Raw genomic sequence first — 14,769 nt, forward strand, 5'->3', positions numbered from 1 at the left:
GGATTGAAATCACCAGATCCGCCCCCACGTCACTTCGACGCTTCGACTCGGTTATTCCTTGGCGAGGTTGCTTCCCAGCAGAGCCTGCCTCCGCTTCACCGAGTACAACTGAGCCTGCCACAGCCATTTTCTCTACTCAAGAAAACTGGAATTCGCCAATAGTGGGCTCCACCGGTAAAAAGCCCAAGGAGGCTACGCCGCCGCTTAACTGTTGGCGGAATCTCCCCCGTCAAATCAAGGGTTTATTCCGTCTGCAATTTATTCTTCTGCTTATGTCACGTTTTCCGAACGGTCCGCATAACGGAGATTAGAAGCCCGTTTTCGTTCTCGGTGAAACGATGGAGACGTCCTTTGACCGAGAGAAACGGTGCTGCGTGAAAGGTAAGGTTTGTCATTCCTCAGATACAGAAATGGGGCACAGCATGGCGAATCAAAAGCCTGTTCACGAAATTCGACTCGGAAAGGTGAAGGCAGCAATTTAGAGAAATGAGACGGACGCGGGAACACGTTACAGCGTGAGCATCGCTCGGCTCTACAAGGTCGAAGGAGGTAACTGGGAAACCAGCACGTCCTTCGGTCGCGATGAACTGCCACTCGTCAGCAAAGTTGCAGACATGGTCCACACATGGATCTATCAGCAATCGGAACGAACTGAAGAGCCTAAGGAGCAGCCTCAAACGTTGCCCTCAAGCTCTGAACCAAAATCCGGACGACGACGAGAAAGGGCCGGTGCACGCTAATTGCATCGACCGAACAGTGAGAGGTTCTTTTCTTCGGTTTCACGCACCACCGATCTCTCACCTTCGATTGCCGTTTGGCAATCTCCAAACGGGCAGAAGACCTATGCCCACCGTTTCCATTGGACGGCTTACGAGCCAGCCAGTGGAGACCGGTGGCGTGCATCCAAAGGTTTTCCATTGTTTTCCCTTCTGCGGCTTTTTCCAGCTTAACGCGTGGTCAAGGTCCAACGCTCAGTAGAGCGTTTGCTTCTTCGCGGTTCCCGCGAAGAAGCAAACTTGACTGACCGCGTTGCCAAAAGCTGGGCCGCCGACGGGCCTCAATCAATCCGTTTCACGACTAGTCAGTCGGCTCGGCACCTTGGAGGCATTCATGAATCGAGAAGAAGCATTGAAAAAAGTGATGATGCGTTGAAGGAACTGGCTGAAGCATTGAAGCATGGCAAGATCGACACGTTGCTCAAGTACCTCGATACGCTCAGTCGCTTCCATCGGTATTCCTTTGGGAATTGCATTCTGATTGGTGTGCAACGGCCAGATGCCAGTATGGTGGCGGGTCTCCATCGCTGGAAGCAGTTGGGACGTTGGGTGAAGAAAGATGAGAAGGGGATTGCGATCCTCGCTCCTATGGTTTCTCGCAAAGACAAGGAGAGTGATTCGGCAGAAGTAGGGGAGGAACCGTCCGAAACACGAACCTCAACCTTATGTGGATTCCGCGTCGCGTATGTATTCGACGTTCAACAGACCGAGGGCAAGGAACTTCCAGAGTTCGCGCACCTTGGTGGAGATCCCGGTGACAAAATTGACCGCTTGGTCGATATCACCACAGAAAGAGGGATCGACGTCGAATTCGTGGATTCACTACCTGGCGGAGCCAATGGAGTTTCACTCGGAGGAATGGTGCAAGTTGTTTCAACGCTTCCGGCACCGCAGAAGTTCTATACGCTTGTTCACTATCTGGCACAGGAACTTTAGCATCGCGGTGATAGACGAAGCGAAACAACGAAGGTCATTCGCGAGACAGAAGCAGAAGCAGTCGCTTATGTGGTCTGTCGTTCCGTTTGGCTTGAATGTTCAACACGGGCGTCTGACTACATCCAGATCTGGAATGGGGACGACAAAGTTCTCGTGCAGTCGCTGGAACTCGTTCGTCATGTCGCAACCGAAATCATCGCAGAGCTTGAATCTGAAGTCGGCCATGAGACTGCGACAGAGATGGCTCATGCTGAATGCTGATGCTTTTCTAACTCAACTCCGGAAACTTTCGATCTTGGGGAATAGTTTTGTGCTGCCAAATTGCTGCTAAGTAAGCTGCAATTGGCTGAGGTGAATCGATTGATTCACAATTCGAGGTCCAAAATGGAATACACGCCACCTGGACCTCCACCTTTCAGCTTCGAATTGAACAAAGACATTTCGTGGTCAAGGGTAGCACAGCCCAAGCTGGTTCGGCGGGTGGAAACATGTTGTCGAGACGCTTCGTAAGGTGCTAGGCCGTATGGACATTCGATCTTGCAGGTGATGAGCTGGTTAAGCGAGTATAAGTCTACTCAAGGAAAAGGGACTATGCTCAAGCGATACGCACTTTCGGAAGAGCTTTGGAAGCGCATCGAACCACTCTGCCCCGGCAAAGCCTGTGATCCCGGTCGTACGGCGGCCGACAATCGACTCTTTGTCGAGTGAGTGATTTTCGTGCTCAAATCTGGGATTTCATGGGCAGATCTCCCCGAGCGATTTGGTTTACATAACTTGGTTTGGAGGCGGTATAACCGCTGGTGCCTGAGAGGAACATGGCAGAAGATTGCCCAGGCTCTGCAAGATCCAGAACTGGAAGAAGTTCAGATCGATTCGACGACGGCCAAAGCCCATCCCGTCGCCGCGACAGGGCGCCGTCAGGCCAAGGAAAAAAGTTGAGGCCGATGAACGACGCTGCCCGGGACGCAGTCGCGGTGGATTGACGACGAAAGTTCACGCCGCTGTGGATGGTCGAGGCCGCCTTCTCAAGTTGATACTGACTCCCGGCCATGCAGGCGATGCCCCTGTGGGAGAAAAGCTGCTGGAAGGTCTTTGTGCGAATCATGTCTTGGCAGACGCATCCTACGACAGCGACGCGAACCGGCTGCGTGTGAAGCGGATCTGGGCACAGGCGTGTATCAAACCGAAGGCAAACCGGAAGGCGAGAAAGCGGTGCATCAAGGAACGCTACCGGCATCGGAACGTGATCAAGAGGTTTTTCGGAGCCCTGAAACGCTTTCGACGTATCGGCACCCGTAATGATAAGAAAGCCGCGAACTTCGCGGGCTTCCTCTGACTTGTTGTCCGTTTGGCCAAGCCATTTCGACTTACCATAGGTCGCAGCGCCATGTTGGTCAGAAGTTAGGTGTTTGGGGTGACATCGTCGACGCGTAGTGTCGGGTCCCAATCTGGCTTCCGAAGCAATCGCAGTCAAACATTCTGATTGCCGTCAGAGACTTTCTATTCGAATTCCACAGGAGTTTAAGGCTCATTTCAGATCTGACGGCGAGCTGACAACCACCTCCTGTTCCTGCCACTGTGGCACAGTTAAGTCTTTTTTTGAGCAAGCCAGGCTATTTTTGAGGATCACTGTCGTCATCCCGCTTCACTTTCGGCACTGAAAGTCCGATACTCTGGGAGGTTCTGCCTGCACGGTCGCGCGCTGGAGAATTTCGGGTCATGGCACTAGCCAACAATCTTGGTGCATGGGAAATGGAAGCTGTGGTGAGTTTTTGCCAGCGACTCCATTTCCGGTTGACGCCAGGTCAGGGAGAATACCGGATCGTCCCAGTGGCTCGGTGTGGACTTTAAAGCGGAAGCACTCCATGAGCGAAGCCATGCGAGCGCCCTGAAGCGTGCAAAGCAGTTCTTGAGAATAGACGAATGGCCGATTGTCCGATGAAGGTGGCACCTCTCCTCGTGCAGGACGCGGCTGAAGGAGTGCTCGCGGAATTGATTGATCACTAAATGATGGAGTTGGCCACGATGGCCACGGCACAACAACTCAAAGCCCTGTTGCAAAGCTATAGCGAGGCGGACAGTGAAATGTTCGTCTCAGTCGCGTTGCAGATTGCTGCGCATGAAGCGCGAACGGGTAAAGGTAAATTTGCGTTAGAAATCAAGAAGCTCGTCGACGAAATTAAGGGAAAGCAGCGATCCTCCAGCCTGGGAGAATCGGTTCCGATCACTCGTCCGACCGGAGAATTGGCGACACTGCTTTCCGCGACGTATCCCCACACGAAGCTGGCGGAGATGGTACTGGCTCCGGAACAGCGAGAGTCGCTGGAGTTGGTCATCCGTGAATATTGTCAGCAGGGAAAACTACGAGAATATGGACTCTCTGCCCGCCGGAAACTGCTGTTGGTTGGTCCTCCGGGCGTCGGTAAGACGATGACTTCGTGGGCTCTGGCAGGAGAGTTGAAGCTACCGCACTTCACAGTGCAGCTACATTCGCTCATCACAAAGTACATGGGAGAGACCGCCGCCAAGCTCTTTGCGGTCTTTGAGGCGATGCGGCATACGCGTGGGGTCTACCTGTTCGATGAATTCGATGCGATTGGCTCGATGCGAGCTGGTAGTAATGATGTGGGAGAAATCCGTCGCGTGTTGAACTCCTTCCTGCAATTTCTGGAGCAGGACGACTCGGACAGCCTGATTGTGGCTGCAACCAATCTGGAAGAGATCTTGGATGAAGCATTGTTCCGGCGGTTTGACGATGTGATTAGGTATCAACTGCCGACCGAAATAGAACTCCGGGATTTGATCGCCAATCGCTTGGCAGCCTTCAAGATTGACAACAAAGAATTGCGAGAAATGGCAAGCCAAGCTCAAGGACTTAGCCATGCAGAGATTTGCCGTGCCTGTGATGAGGCGGCGAAAGTGGCTGTCCTGGATGATCGACGAAAAATTGCCAGAGAAGATGTTCAGCGTGCAATTCGCTTACGCCAGGAACGCAAACGCTCCGTGAGGTAGGAGAGATATCAAAGGGCCATGCCGGATTATCGACATTTTACGTTAACAGGCACTCGCACTTCACGAGGCTATACGACTCCTCCTCCTGGTGGTGGCGATCGCAAAAGTCTTCCTTATCCCGACCGAGCCACTCATGGTGAGAAGCTGCTTCAGGATCTGGAGCGTGCCGAGCGTAACGCACAGGCACGCCAACAATCAGAACCGATTCGGGAAGGCCTGCAATTCATCCCAATGCGGTTCAGCGAGGGATCGGACTTTGACCTCAAGCTCCAGAGTTTGGCAGGCAACGAGAGCAGCGGCATTCGCATTCTCAGCGTCCGGGAGAAGGGAACGACTAAGGAATATCTGGTTGCGGTTCCAGACGGCAAAGTCGCAGGACTGGGCAAAAAGTTTCGCAAGTACCGGGACGAGGATTCTGAGACAGGCCGTCCCAAAAACGAAGACTTTGCTGCCAGCGTGGCAAGCATCGAAGCGGGAGAGTTGGCCGATTACTGGACTGAACCAAAAGGCGCATTACCTGTCAGCGATCATTTGCTCTGGTGGGAGGTCTGGCTGAGTAGTTCTCCGGGTGATGAAGTGGAAGCCTGGTTTCGCCGCGTGGCTGGAGAACAAAAAATACTGGTCAGCTCACAGCAAGTTCGCTTTCCGGATCGCCTGGTGATTCTGGCGTATGCAACGATCACTCAATGGGAAGCTTTTCCTGGCCTCCTGCAATATCTCGCCGAGTTTCGACGGGCCAAACTGGTGGCGGGTGAGTTCACTCGTCTCAATCCCGCCAGTCAGGCAGAGTACATTCAGGATCTATTGTCACGTACTCAATTCGCTCCTAGTGATGCTGTGCGAGTTTGTCTGCTGGACACCGGAGTGGATCGCGGACACCCACTCCTGGAAGCCTCCCTGTCAGTCACAGATTTGCAGTCCTGGCGAGAGGAATGGGGGGCTAATGACCATGCTGGTCATGGAACAGAATTAGCGGGAATATGCCTGTTCGGTTCCCTTGTGGGGCCGCTCTATGACGGTGAGCAAATCGAACTGAAACATCGTCTCGAATCGGTAAAAATCATTCCACCTTTTGGCCGAAACGAGCCTCCGGATTATGGACCAATTACGGTGGGCGCGATGGCACTGGCGGAAACCTCCTCTCCTCATTCTTCACGTGTATTCTGTTTGGCAGTGACCGTTGAAGGAGAGGACCATTGGCGTCCGACATTATGGTCAGCCGCCATAGACCAGGCTTGCGCTGGTGCGCTGGATGAACAGCAACGATTGGTGATTATTTCTGCTGGCAATCTTGGTGAAGAAGTCATTGGTAAGAACTACCCGGCAGAGAATCATGTATCGAGTGTGGAAGATCCAGCGCAGGCCTGGAATGCCTTAACGGTTGGCGCTTATACAAACATGGCTTGGATGGATGAAGTGGCTCTGGAGGGATACACGCCGATCGCCAAACCGGGGAGTCTTTCGCCCGCGAGTCGCACATCCCTCTGCTGGAACGAGAACGGGCCATACAAACCCGATGTCGTTTTCGAAGGGGGTAACTACGCTCGCAATGCTCAGTGTTTTATCACAAGTGTTGAAGACCTGGATCTACTGACGACTGCCTCCCTCACAAAGACGCAAGCTCTCCTCGGAACGACACGGAATACGAGTGCTGCAACCGCTTTGGCGGCACGTATGGCTGCGATATTACAAGCAGAGTACCCCGCGTATTGGCCAGAATCGATCCGAGGTTTGATGGTCCACTCGGCGGAGTGGACACCGCAAATGCTGGAGGAATTTCCGTTTCGGGATCGTAGGCAACGACTGAAAGTCTATGGCATGGGGGTTCCGAACCTGACTCGGGCACGTCGTTCGGCAGAAGGATTCGCCACGATGGTGATTCAGGATCACTTGCAGCCATACAAGTTGACGTCGGGTGACAATGCCACGCATGAGATGCATTTTCATCACCTTCCTTTGCCCCGAAAAGTGCTGGAAGAGTTAGGAAGCACGCCCGTCCGAATGCGAGTAACCTTGTCTTACTTTATTGAACCCAACCCTCCCCGTCGCGGATATGTGGCGCGTTATCAGTATGCTTCGCACGGGTTGAGGTTCTCAGTACGTCGTCCCCAGGAGACACCAGAGCGTATGATCGCTCGTCTCTCGACTACAGAATGGCCGATTGAGAATGGGAAAAAGAAACGACCATTTGAAACAATTTCGGATGATCGAAATTGGGATCTGGGACCTGAGGCAGTCAGTGTTCGCGGCTCGATTCACTCGGATGCCTGGGAGGGAACTGCGGCTCAACTGGCATTATCAAACTTAATCGGAGTCTATCCTGTCAGCGGTTGGTGGCGTTATCGCAAGGATCGCACCATCGTTGAAAAGTCAGCCCGTTATTCGTTGATTGTCAGTATCTCGACTTCTGACACCACAGTGGACCTCTATAACATCATTGCGAATGAAATCAGCTCACGAATTTCTGCTGGTATCGCTACGGAGATTCCGACTTGAAGGACGTGAGTTTTACGTGTTCTGATCGCGCCGCAAAGTCGTTCTTCTTTCGTTTCTAGTATTCTGTTGGTGGAAAACGGCGACTGGTAAACCGATCGGTCCAGTCACAGATATGATTATTGATGGCCTCACTTTTTCCGTACAACATGGTGAAACACGTGAGGTTCCCGAGACGAGAATTACTGGGAGGAATCAATATTCACTCTTCTGATTTAGGTGACGCTCTCCTAAGCCGAGAAGAGATCGGCGATGACGTATTGTTTGAAGTGCCGTTAAACTCGGGTGAGTCCATAGCAGCAGGGTCACTCTGCTCAATTATGATCATTATCACCTTTCGCCGCCTAAAGCATACTCCGAGAGTGATTGGATTCGAGTTAAACCAAGAATACATTCGAAATATAGGGTGACGTGCAAAATATGGATGAAGTCCTACTTCGCAGGCTTCTGGATCGGCCGCATGCTCCATCACCAGGAGACTCGTCATTCTTATCATCATTGTCTGAGCACAATCGTGCCATTGAGGTGGCTGTAATCTATCACCATCGGATGGCATTCTATTACTGGCTTTGCTGGACAACAAATGACTGGAGCTGCTCACTCCGGTCGGATCAGCTTGCACCAGATTTAGTGACGGTGGACTGGCATGATGACGTGGGTGGTGAGCCCGATTGCGTGTTCGACGAATTGCATTCTTTAATCGCACGTTTAGAGGTGGAAAACGTTGACGATCATGCCAGTCTAAGAGACGCTGTGCAGCGGCGACAAATGAGTGAGAACAACGTCATTGCTTATTCCATGCTGGGGCTGCGTTCGCTTAATGATGGTCACATTTTTCCAGCACAGTATCTTAATGCGATTGGCAACGTATATGTGCTCTACAAGCAACGAGAGAAGCACAGCTGTAGAATGACTGACCAGTATGGAAACCAGCATGAAATTCATTACGTCAGGACCGTGCGAGACCTGCTTAAGCATCTCAAGAAAGCAGAATCTCGACCGACTTACTTCGACCTCGATGTTGATTATTTCTTCCGTGAAGGCAGGGGAAAGGTCCGCGGTGCAGAGGTAATGATTGCTGAAGAGGAGATCCGCAGTCTTTTAGATCTAGATGGTGATTTCATGGCGCATCTAGGTGCTCGGCCAATGCGTGGAATGACTATTGCTCTGGAACCAACTTATTGTGGAGGGCTCATTGGATGTTTCAAAGCACTATCCGTTATCTGCGAGACTCTCTTTGAGGGCTCGTTGCTGGGGGACAAAGTTGACTGGAAGGATCCGCGAAAGTCGCACAAGAAACCGAAAACAAATCAGACGTGATCATGGTTTCCAGGCGTGTTCGGTAAAGTGTGGAGAATAGGAAGATAACCATGAAAAATGCATTCGCCGAATTTTGTCAATCATCTATGGTCTATGGACGTTGATAATAGTGTGGTTTTCGAGGCGACGAGCAATAAGTCGCCTGCGAAAGTTCCGCTAATTGCTCACGAAGGTTCTGAGGGACCTGAGTGCGCCAGGTAAGTCGAGGCAATCTGCGGCAAACGATTCCTGAAGCAAACTCTCGGGGATAAAGTTATCCCATTTGCGTCGTACAAGTTGATGGCTCAGTTGAGCCAATTCCAATCCGAATGGCGTTTGGCGAAGAATTCGCTCCAGGCTGGATCGATTCTCCTCGCAAAATTCAATCGAAAAGGAAAGGCCCCGCGGTCGCAGTTCTGCTGAGACGCCCGCCCATTCAAACAACAGTTGGAGCGTTCGCATCACGGCTGTTCCCGTCCAGGGAAACCATTCAACTACGTCATTGGTAAGCGGAACAACATCTGATGTGGCAAGCCCAGAATCCGTTGCAACTTGACGAGCTTCATTCAGCAGTTTCACGGCAAACGAATCCAGATAAACAGGGACAGCGGAACTTTGCAGCACCTCTCGCATTTTTACTCGAATCTCATGAGCGATCTCGCCACCACTACTAAAAAACATTGGGGGTTTACGACCACGGGCCGACTGTACTTGAACCTCTTCCCTCTCGTGATCGACATTCACCACCTGCCAGCGACGGCCTGCAAGAATCAAATGTTCTCCCAGAGGTGGTACATTTTCCCTAGTGAGTCGCCCCAGGACACGACTTCCCGAAACCACTCGATATTCTAAAGGTGAAATGAAAGCCGCATAGAATTCATAATGACGAACAAATCGTTCGCCGAACAACCCGAGTATCAACAGGCCATCTGGTGTTTGTTCAATCAAATCATGACTTGCGAGTCCCCTTAGAAGTGTCACGAATTGCTGGGAGTTGATGAAACTGAAGACGCCATCGCAAACAAGTTGGTCGAAGAGTGACGTCGCTAAAATACCACCCCTTTCAGCGATAACACTGAGAATCTGTTGCGTGAGCGTACTGAGATCAAATGGTCGTGTGCGAGGAGATTCCACCCATCGATCAAGCATCAGTTCTGTCAACGCAATTCCCTGGAGCAGGTCTGGGTAGAGACGATCTGAAAGTTCGCTATGTGCTCCAGGATGCTTCTCAATGATGAACATGCGAAGCTGATGAGTTTCTCCATCACGACGTCCACTCCGGCCCAACCGCTGCAGCATCGAACTTACAGACCAGCAGGGGCCAATTTGACCCACTCCGCGAACATTTCCAATATCGATCCCTAGTTCAAGTGTTGAAGAACAAATTGCAGTATAAGGGCGTTGGCCCTGCATCAGCCGCTCTGTCTCTTCGCGAATGTCTTTGGAGATTGATCCATGATGGATTAGAAACTCTTCTCCCGTCGAATTTTTTCTCCCAAGTTCGTTCAGACGATCAGTCGTCAATTCAATGACGGATTTGCTGTTCGCGAAAATCAAATTCTTTGAGCCGCGGTAATTGTCAAAGAGTTCCTGAAAGACATCCTCCGGTGAGACATACTCAGGATCTGATGGATCTGAGTCTTTATCCAATATCTGCGAATACGCATGCAGACGAAACTGAATCCGTTTCTCGTCACCTTCATCACAGATAATCTCGACAGAGTCCTGGTCGCCTGGTCGGATCCACTCGGCAGCAGCTTTGAGATCACCGATCGTTGCAGATAGCGCAAGGATTCGAGGCCGTGTTATTGCGTGGTGGTCAAGCCGGTAAAGTTGACTCCGGAGTTGCGTGCCGCGTTCATTTCCCAACAACGCATGGAGTTCGTCAATAACGACAAAGGAGAGGGAATGAAAGATTCGAGATAAGGCTGTACTGCGGTTAATTAACAGCGATTCAAGTGATTCCGGCGTAATTAATAAGACGCCTCCAGGGCAAGTGACAAGTTGTTTCTTTTTGTCGGCCGAAACATCTCCATGCCAACGGTGGACTGGGATTTCTGCATACTCACAAAGTTCTTCAAGACGACGAAACTGATCATTGATGAGTGCTTTGAGTGGCCCAATGTAGAGAGCTCTGACAGATCCGACAGGAGCAGTACAGACATCTGAAAGGATTGGCAGAAACGCAGCCTCTGTTTTGCCAGCCGCAGTCCGTGCTGCAAGAATCAAATCTGATTTTCTCTGCATCACAGCAGTAATAGCATGTTCCTGCAATGGGCGTAGCTTATTCCAGCCCATTCTCCAGAGGCTACGCCGAATTGGTTCGGCGAGAAGTTCATCGGGATGGTGCTTCATAATCGAAACGTCGTTAGGTCGTCGGAGTTTTTTGGCAGATTTTCAGAATTTTCTTCCCTTGCGGTATCAAGGTTCATCTCGTCCGTAGTGGGGACAAAAGATTCAGCCTGTTTTATCGAGAGCAATTGCTCCCAAGATGCTGTGGGATTCTGTTGAAGAACCTGCATTAGGCCCACAAAATCCTTAACAGTATCACGCGGCGTTTGGAAATAGGACGATCCCATGCGTTGCTGGCAGACTTCCAAGTATCTCACAATACCTTCATCGGGAAGTAGTCGCTTCGCAAGGTCGCCACCGTCAAACACATTTCGAATATTGTCGAGCAGCACATAACAATCTTCGGCAGTGAGGCTTTCTAAATGGACGACAGGCGCATTGAGATCCCTTAATCCTTCCGAAGCAAAGCGATTGGCAGCAAGTCGTGTGGCCAATGCTTCATAGCTGAAAATTCCTCTGCGACGGTCTTCGAGACACTCGGGTGTTCCTGCGAAAACAAAACCAATTCCACTTGCGCGCCCCTGCAGCGAATCATTCACAATACGAAGAATCGCTTCGTAATTGTTGTTACGCGCCACTGTGTTGTTTAAACGATGTGATAGAACCACTAACTCATCAACGTTGACGAGCAGCCCTGCAAATCCTGCCATTCGGACAAATGCAGCAAGGAGTTTCAAATAATCATAGAATGAATCATCCTCAATGATGGAGCGGACTCCAAGGTCCTGCCGGGCTTCTGTTTTTGTGGCGTATTCTCCACGCAACCAGCGCAATGCAGCTTGCTGTTGTACTTCGTTATGAGTCAAAAAGCCCTCAAAATATTTGACAATCACATTGGCAAAGTCGTAGCCACTGACGAGTTCCTGCAGCGGTTGAAGTCGCTTGAGAAGTTCTCTGCGGACGCCCTCATCGTCGCCCCCATCTTCGCGCACCTCATGATCCACATCACCAACCCAGCGTTGGACGAGATTTGGCAAGGCTCCGCCGTCGGGCTTGGATCTCGTCGACAGATTCTTGATTAGCTCTGCATAAAGAGATCTTGCTTGGCCATTTGATCCGTGCAGTCGTCGCTCTGTCGTGATGTCTGCTTGGGCCACCACAAACTTCCGTTGGAGAGCAACGGTTCGCAGTAGGTTCAGAAAGAATGTCTTTCCACTGCCAAATCGCCCAATAATGAAGCGGCAAGCCGCACCACCTTGTCCAACCTGTTCAAGATCCCGCACGAGAGCTTGTACCTCGTCGTTGCGGCCTACCTGAATATGGTGCAAACCAATACCGGGAACCACTCCGGCAGCCAAGGATTGAATGATCGCAGTCCGTTCTCGGGCAGGGATGGTCATGGAGTCTCTCTAACTTGTGGAAGTAGTTCACGCTGCACGACGATGAACTCGCCATCTTCAATCAGCAACGCGTCAGGCAGTCGGTCGAAAGCCCACTCATTGATTTGCTCAATCGCCGCTCCCAGCATGAGACCGCGACTCCTAGCCTCTGTTTCCAATGACTTTAGCGGCCATTGTTCTTCTGCGATAAGGAACCTTGCAAAAGGAACAAGCCGAGAGGAAAGTCCTTCAAAGCGTGAGTCCGCCAGAGTTTCTTGAGAAGTCGCGACTGGAACGATTAAAGCGGAAACGGATTCTGTCGAATGCGTGGGAAGTTCGACGTCAGCATTATCGACTTCAAAATCCTCCCGTAGGGCATCGCGGAGGAACTGTGTTACTTTAGCTGTTTCGGTCATAATTGCATTAATACGATTGAGATCAAGCTGGAAGGTCTCCGAAGCTTGCGCGGCGGTTGATGCGACAGCCTGAGCTGGTATTGAAATCGACTGGAGGAGCTGCTTGAGGTCTGATGTTTCCAATCCCAGCGCTCGATAGGCCTTTCCAAGGGCTTTGACTTCTGCGGGATCAATCACCTCATCGGCAGCAGCAATACCGACAAGGAATTCACCCACTTGCTTCCGTTGGGGGACAGTCAGGTTTTTTTGTAGAGTACGAGCAGCAGAGAATTCTGTCGGGGGATACTTCGTTAGCAAATACCGCAGATATTCCAGTCGCAAGGAATCTTGAGCAGAGAGTTGAAATTGAGTTTCCAGGTGGGTGCCGAGTCGACCGAGTTCGATCGGGTCGATCTGACCATCAGCGGCTGCAATCGCGACACCTAACTCCATTACGACTGCTGCCGCATGGTACGACGCAATGTCTTCGCTCAACTCCTCACTAGCCGGAAAGACATTGACCGGCTGATCCCAATCATAAGCTTTTCCTGTGAGTCGAGGGTCTGGTTCGAGTGCCAGTCGCATGTGAGTCGCTGTCAGTGCCAATTCCATTGATTGACTTTTTGTCAGCTTCTTCCTTTCCGAGATTCCTTCGAGCTTGGCGAGCTCTCCTATCGGGACGACCGTCCAGCCATCTTCCGTGACATGACGATTCATGACCGCATGCCAGATTTTGAAGTGAGGATGTTCCCATCCACGCAGATGTTCGGGCAATGACTCATACATCTCGGCCGTCATCGCACTACCATTAGACTTTCGATGAGCCCGATCGTAGGCTTTGAGCTCTTCGTTGGTCTGTACACAGACATCGATCAATGGTTGAAGTTGTGAGTTGAGCCCTAGAACATTGGGAATTCGCTCCTCCGCCAAGGGACCGCCAGAATCTTGCAAACGCCCAAGCGTGGCACTGGCGGGATAGTATTCAAATTGCTTGTCACGCCTTCCAGTCCGCAAACGAAAGCCATCCGGATACTTTTGACGTAGGCCACGTTCGAACGAATCGCGGTGGAGTTCCGCATGTCGCTGTGAGATGACGCTGCGAGGCGTGCGAACATCGTTCTCGACGAGGCGATGAACCAGGGTAGTGGGGAGTACTGCCTGCATTTTTGCAAAGCATGCTAGACAGGTATTCAAAGTTTGTTCGCTCCAAGACCCTGTTTCGAGCGCTTGCTCCATCACCTTTCCGGTAACCGATGTTGATTTTAAACTGAGCCAGATGGTCGCCCACAGCAACGATGTGCCGTATTGTCGAAATGATCGCGACGAAGAATAGATTTTCAGCAGCCGAATGAGTTCCTCTGCGATCGACGTATGGTCGGCTCCGTCGATCAATACCCGTCGTTCGAGGCCATAAAAATAGATAAAAACGTAACCCAAGGGGATTGCCGGATCAGACCTGCCACCAATCAACCAGTCGAGATAACGCGATCTCTGGGCGGGTGAGGAACCTCGATAACTCGGCCAATAAGGAAGGTCTTCAGCCTCTGTCCCTGATGGTGCTACTGGCAAGCCGGTTTCGATGAGAGATGCATCCGGTGCGGCGTCCGCTATTCCCGGAAACACATACACGAGTGGGCTGACAACTTGACCACGATCAAACAGTAGTTTCGTTTTTGAATCGTAGAACTTTGCTTGTGGTTGAGGTTTGGGATTCCAGGTTCGTTTAGCGAAATCCCAGACGTTTTCTCTGGAACTCCCACTTGACCTTTTTTGCTCCTGCTTAGCCTGCGCCCCCGTCACCCGCCTCCAAAGTTCGACGAACGGTTCCATAGAATTCAGTTTCTCAAGAAAGTAAGTTGGCGATAGAGAGATTATGCGATGAATTTACCAGTATGTGCATGGGTCCTCTACTATCTGTTCTTCATTTTTTTCACATCACGGAGTTCCCTGATCGAGCGTTTGGAACCGATTTCACGCCAAACCTGAGGCTCTACCAATATCCTGGAGAATTCAGCACAGAAAATAGATCGTTCTGCAGGCATCAGATTTTCACATGAACTCGTGAGGGTTTGGATCGAGGTTTAAAAGTAACCGATGTGTTACGAACTCACTTTGTGTCATCTGTTTCTAAGTTTGCTTACGCATCCAAATGAAACTCATCTGACGGTCCCAAACAAAGACGTCGTA

At 51.1% G+C, this 14,769-nt stretch carries 9 protein-coding genes; 6 read left to right on the forward strand and 3 right to left on the reverse strand.

Features of this window, described 5'->3' with window-relative positions; translation table 11 throughout:
- Positions 1-1,016: 1,016 nt before the first annotated feature.
- From PLIM_RS05520 to PLIM_RS05545, 6 genes are all read left to right on the forward strand, one after another.
- Positions 1,017-1,712 (forward strand): ArdC family protein, encoded by a 696-nt coding sequence (locus tag PLIM_RS05520; RefSeq protein WP_148226991.1) that lies wholly within the window; start codon positions 1,017-1,019, stop codon positions 1,710-1,712.
- 717 nt (positions 1,713-2,429) lie between these two features.
- Complete coding sequence (locus PLIM_RS05525) at positions 2,430-2,651, forward strand: transposase (RefSeq protein ID WP_196349534.1); 222 nt, start codon at positions 2,430-2,432, stop codon at positions 2,649-2,651.
- Positions 2,605-3,048 carry an IS5 family transposase gene (locus PLIM_RS05530; RefSeq protein WP_081440341.1) on the forward strand — a complete coding sequence of 148 codons (444 nt, stop codon included), beginning with the start codon at positions 2,605-2,607 and terminating at the stop codon, positions 3,046-3,048. Before PLIM_RS05525 ends, PLIM_RS05530 begins: the two co-directional genes overlap by 47 nt.
- Positions 3,049-3,737: 689 nt before the next feature.
- Positions 3,738-4,724, forward strand: a complete 987-nt coding sequence (locus tag PLIM_RS05535; protein WP_013109341.1) for an AAA family ATPase — start codon at positions 3,738-3,740, stop codon at positions 4,722-4,724.
- 18 nt (positions 4,725-4,742) lie between these two features.
- Positions 4,743-7,220 carry a S8 family peptidase gene (locus PLIM_RS05540; protein WP_013109342.1) on the forward strand — a complete coding sequence of 826 codons (2,478 nt, stop codon included), beginning with the start codon at positions 4,743-4,745 and terminating at the stop codon, positions 7,218-7,220.
- Between the two features lie 417 nt (positions 7,221-7,637).
- Positions 7,638-8,537, forward strand: coding sequence for a hypothetical protein (locus tag PLIM_RS05545; RefSeq protein WP_148226993.1), 900 nt, complete (start codon positions 7,638-7,640; stop codon positions 8,535-8,537).
- A 156-nt stretch (positions 8,538-8,693) separates the two neighbouring features.
- Here PLIM_RS05545 and PLIM_RS05550 read toward each other — a convergent pair whose 3' ends face one another.
- From PLIM_RS05550 to PLIM_RS05560, 3 genes are read right to left on the reverse strand one after another with little or no spacing between them, the layout of a single operon-like run.
- Positions 8,694-10,871 carry a DEAD/DEAH box helicase gene (locus PLIM_RS05550; protein ID WP_013109344.1) on the reverse strand — a complete coding sequence of 726 codons (2,178 nt, stop codon included), beginning with the start codon at positions 10,869-10,871 and terminating at the stop codon, positions 8,694-8,696.
- Positions 10,868-12,208, reverse strand: coding sequence for an ATP-binding protein (locus tag PLIM_RS05555; RefSeq protein WP_013109345.1), 1,341 nt, complete (start codon positions 12,206-12,208; stop codon positions 10,868-10,870). The genes PLIM_RS05550 and PLIM_RS05555 overlap by 4 nt, the downstream gene beginning before the upstream one ends.
- Positions 12,205-14,412, reverse strand: a complete 2,208-nt coding sequence (locus PLIM_RS05560) for a tellurite resistance TerB family protein (protein WP_013109346.1) — start codon at positions 14,410-14,412, stop codon at positions 12,205-12,207. The genes PLIM_RS05555 and PLIM_RS05560 overlap by 4 nt, the downstream gene beginning before the upstream one ends.
- Positions 14,413-14,769: the final 357 nt, after the last annotated feature.

The sequence above is a fragment of the Planctopirus limnophila DSM 3776 genome (assembly GCF_000092105.1).
GTDB classification, from domain to species: Bacteria; Planctomycetota; Planctomycetia; order Planctomycetales; family Planctomycetaceae; genus Planctopirus; species Planctopirus limnophila.